At 75.5% G+C, this 4444-nt stretch carries 1 protein-coding gene; it reads left to right on the top strand.

The features are described 5' to 3' along the window. Positions 1 to 4444 (top strand): SDR family NAD(P)-dependent oxidoreductase (locus ABT300_RS41795; protein WP_351687770.1); only part of this gene is annotated, 4444 nt, incomplete at both ends.

Below are 4444 nucleotides of genomic sequence, written 5' to 3'. Positions count from 1 at the left end.
ACGCCGTGGAGGCGCACGGCACCGGAACCGTCCTCGGCGACCCCATCGAGGCCCAGGCGCTGATCGCGGCCTACGGCCAGCACCGCGACGAGGACCGGCCGCTGTGGCTCGGCTCGTTGAAGTCCAACATCGGGCACAGCCAGGCCGCCGCGGGCGTCGGCGGCGTCATCAAGATGGTCATGGCCCTGCGCGAAGGGATCCTGCCGCGCACCCTGTACGCGGACGACCCGACGCCGCACGTCGACTGGAACGCCGGCCGGGTCCGGCTGCTGAACGAGGAACAGCCCTGGCCCGTCACCGGCCGCGCCCGCCGCGCCGGGGTGTCCTCCTTCGGCATGAGCGGCACCAACGCACACGTCATCGTCGAGCAGGCCCCCGATGCGCCGGAGTCGCCCGCCGGGCGGACCGCGCTGCCCGCCGTCCCGGTGCTGCTGTCGGCCCGCACGCCCGCCGCGCTGCGCGCCCAGGCCGTCCGGCTGCGCGCCCACCTGCGCGCCCGGCCCGGCACGTCGCTCACCGACCTCGGCTACACCCTGGCCGTCGGTCGGGCATCCTTCGCCCACCGCGCGGCCGTCCTGGCCGACGACGCGGACCGGCTCGACGAGACGCTCGCCGCGCTGGCCGCCGACGGACCGCTCACCGTGCCCGCAACAGTCGGCACGGCCGTCCCCGGAGGCGACGAACCCGTGCTCGTCTTTCCGGGACAGGGCGCCCAGTGGGCCGGCATGGCCCGCGAACTCCTCCACGAGTCAGCGGTGTTCGCCGAACTGATCGACCGCCTCGAGCAGGCGCTCGCCCCGCACGTCGACTGGTCCCTGACAGCGGTGCTGCGGGGCGACGACGACGCCGCCGACCTCGGCCGCGTCGACGTCGTCCAGCCCGCCCTGTGGGCCGTCATGGTGGCGACCGCCGCTCTGTGGCAAGCCCACGGCGTCCGTCCGGCCGCCGTCGTCGGACACTCCCAGGGCGAGATCGCCGCCGCGTGCGTCGCCGGCGCACTGAGTCTGGAGGACGGCGCCCGGGTCGTCGCCCTGCGCAGCCGGGCCATCACCGCGATCGCCGGCGCCGGCGGCATGATGTCCGTGCCGCTGCCGGCCGACGACACCCGCGCCCGCATGGCGCCGTGGGCGGACCGGCTCGCCGTCGCGGCCGTCAACGGACCCACGTCCGTCGTCGTCTCCGGCGAGGCCGGCGCACTGGACGAACTGCACGTCGCCCTCACGGCCGACGGCATCCGGGCCCGCAAGGTCAACGTGGACTACGGGTCGCACTCCGCACAGGTCGAGGCGATCCGGGACACCGTCCTCGCCGCCTTGGACGGCATCACGCCACGGGAGGCGGAGATCCCCTTCCGCTCCTCCCTCACCGGCGACTGGCTCGACACCACCGGGCTGACCGCCGACTACTGGTACGCCAACCTGCGCGAGACCGTCCGCTTCGAGGACGCCGTGCGCGGCCTGATCGCCGCCGGACACCGCAGCTTCATCGAGGTCGGACCGCATCCCGTGCTCGCGGTCGGACTGCGTGACACCCTCGACGCGGCCGGAGCCGACGGCGCCGTCCTCGGCTCCCTGCGACGCGACCGGGGCGACCTCAGGCAGTTCCTCGACGCGCTCGCCGAGGCGCACGTGCACGGCGTCGGCATCGACTTCGAAGCCCTCTTCGCCGGCACCGGCGCCACCCGCACCGACCTGCCCACCTACCCGTTCGAGCACCGGCGCTACTGGCCGAACCTGCGGGAGGCGGTCGCCGCCGACCTCGCCGCCGACGGCGGGCTCACGGCCGACTCCGTCGAGGCCCGCTTCTGGCAGACCGTCGAGCAGGAGGACCTGGAGAGCCTGACCGACGCCCTCGACCTGCCCGCCGACGCCCCGCTCAGCAGCGTGCTGCCCGCGCTGGGCAGCTGGCGGCGCGCCCGCCGGGCACTGGCCACCACGGACGCCTTGCGCTACCGCGTCGCCTTCACGCCGCTCGACCTCGGCCCGGCCGCCCTCACCGGAACCTGGCTGCTGGTCGCCCCCGCCGACACCACCGGCCACACCGCGCTCGCCGACGCGGTCGCCGACGCGCTGGCCGTGGGCGGCGCCCGCACGGTCCGCCGGATCGTCCTGCCGGACGGCGGCGCGGACCGGGCCACGCTCGCGGGCCTCCTCACGGCCGACGAGGACACGGGACGCGTCGACGGCCTGCTCTCCCTGCTCGCACTCGACACCCGCGACCACCCCGCCCACCCGGCCGTCCCGGTCGGCCTCGCCTCCACGCTCGCCCTGGTGCAGGCACTGGGCGACCTCGGCGTCGACGCGCCCCTGTGGTGCGCGACCCGCGGCGCCGTCGCCGTGGGCGCGGCCGATCCCGCGCCGGACGCCGCCCAGGCCCTCGTCTGGGGCCTCGGCCGGGTCGCCGCCATGGAGCACGCCGAACGCTGGGGCGGCCTGATCGATCTGCCCGCCGACCTCGACGCCCGCTCCGCCACCCGCCTGACCGCCGTCCTCGCCGACCCCGGCCAGGAGGACCAGATCGCACTGCGCGCCACGGGCGCCCACGGCCGGCGGCTGGTCCACGCCCCGGCCGCGGACGTCGTCGCCCAGAGCTGGAAGCCCCGCGGAACCGTCCTGGTCACCGGGGGCACGGGAGCCCTGGGCGGGCACGTCGCCCGTTGGCTCGCCGACCGCGGCGCGACCAGTCTGGTGCTGGCCGGCCGCCGCGGCGCCGACGCGCCGGGCGCCGTCGACCTGCGGGACGAACTCACCGCCCGTGGAGTCGACGTCACCCTCGCGGCCTGCGACGCGGCCGACCGCACCGCCCTCGCCGGCCTGCTCGCCGCGGTCCCCGCGGACCGGCCGCTGGACGCGGTGTTCCACGTCGCCGGCGCCCTCGACGACGGCGTGATCGAGTCACTCGGCGCCGACCGCATGGAACCCGTCCTGCGCGGCAAGGCCGCCGCCGCACGGGCCCTGCACGAACTCACCCGCGACCTCGGCCTCTCCGCCTTCGTCATGTTCTCCTCCACCGCGGGCGTCCTCGGCGGCGCGGGCCTCGGCAACTACGCTCCCGGCAACGCGTATCTCGACGCGCTCGCCGCCGAACGCCGTGCCGCCGGCCTTCCCGCCACCGCCGTCTCCTGGGGCCTGTGGGCCGAGGGCGGCATGGTGGGAGACGCCGCCGGCGACCGCATGCGCCGTTACGGAGTGCACCCCATGGACACCGCCGTGGCCTGCGAGGCCCTCGGCCGTGCCCTCGACCTCGGCGACGCCCACGTCGTCGTCACCGACCTGCGCTGGGACACCTACGCGCTGTCCTTCGCCGCCCCGCGGCCGACCCGTCTCCTCGACGAACTGCCTGCCGCACGGCGGGCGTTGCAGGCCGTGCGGCAGGACACGACGGCTGCGGCCGAGGTGTCGTCGCTGCACGCCCACCTGACGGCCCTGCCCGACTACGAACGGGCCGGCGCCGCCCTGGAGATCGTGCGCGGACACGTCGCGAGCGTCCTCGGATACCCCTCGGCCGACGCCGTCGAACCCGAACTCCCCTTCACCGACCTCGGCATCGACTCGCTCAGCGCCATCGAACTGCGCAACGGCATGAACCGCGTCACCGGCCTGCGCCTGCCGAGCACCCTCGTCTTCGACCACCCCGACTGCCGGAGCCTGGCCGACTTCCTGCTCACCCAGATCGCCGACGACACCGCACCCGCCGCGCCCGACGAAGCCCGGCGCCGCACCGCGGTCGACGACGACCCGATCGCCGTCGTCGCCATGGGCTGCCGGTTCCCCGGCGGCATCGACACCCCCGAACAGCTGTGGCGGATGCTCCTGGACGGCGAAGAGGGCCTCGTCCCCTTCCCCGAGGACCGCGGCTGGGATCTCGACGCCCTCCACCGCCCCGAGCCCGGCAAGGGGGTCGCCGTCCACACCCGGACCGGGGGATTCCTCAGCGACGCGGGCGGGTTCGACCCGGCGTTCTTCAACATCTCGCCGCGCGAGGCCGTGGCGATGGACCCGCAGCAGCGCCTCCTGCTGGAGATGGCGTGGGAGACGTTCGAGCGGGCGGGGATCGACCCGCGGTCGCTGCGCGGCAGCCGCACCGGTGTGTTCGCCGGCACCAACGGCCAGGACTACACCGGAATGCTCGCCGCGTCGGGCGAGGACTTCGAGGGCTACATGCTCACCGGCAACGCCGCCAGCGTCGTCTCCGGCCGACTGTCCTACACCTTCGGGCTGGAAGGCCCGGCGGTCACCGTCGACACCGCCTGCTCCGCCTCTCTCGTGGCCCTGCACCTCGCCGCGCAGTCCCTGCGCAACGGCGAATGCGACCTCGCCCTCGCCGGCGGCGTCACGGTCATGGCCTCACCCGGTCTGTTCGTGGACTTCAGTCGTCAGCAGGGGTTGGCGGCGGACGGTCGGTGCAAGGCGTTCGCGGAGGCGGCGGACGGGACGGGGTTCTC

Origin of the sequence: Streptomyces sp. NPDC001027 (assembly GCF_040299045.1) — a bacterium.
In the GTDB taxonomy this organism is placed as follows: Bacteria; Actinomycetota; Actinomycetes; order Streptomycetales; family Streptomycetaceae; genus Streptomyces.
This window is presented reverse-complemented; position numbering and strand designations above follow the sequence as displayed.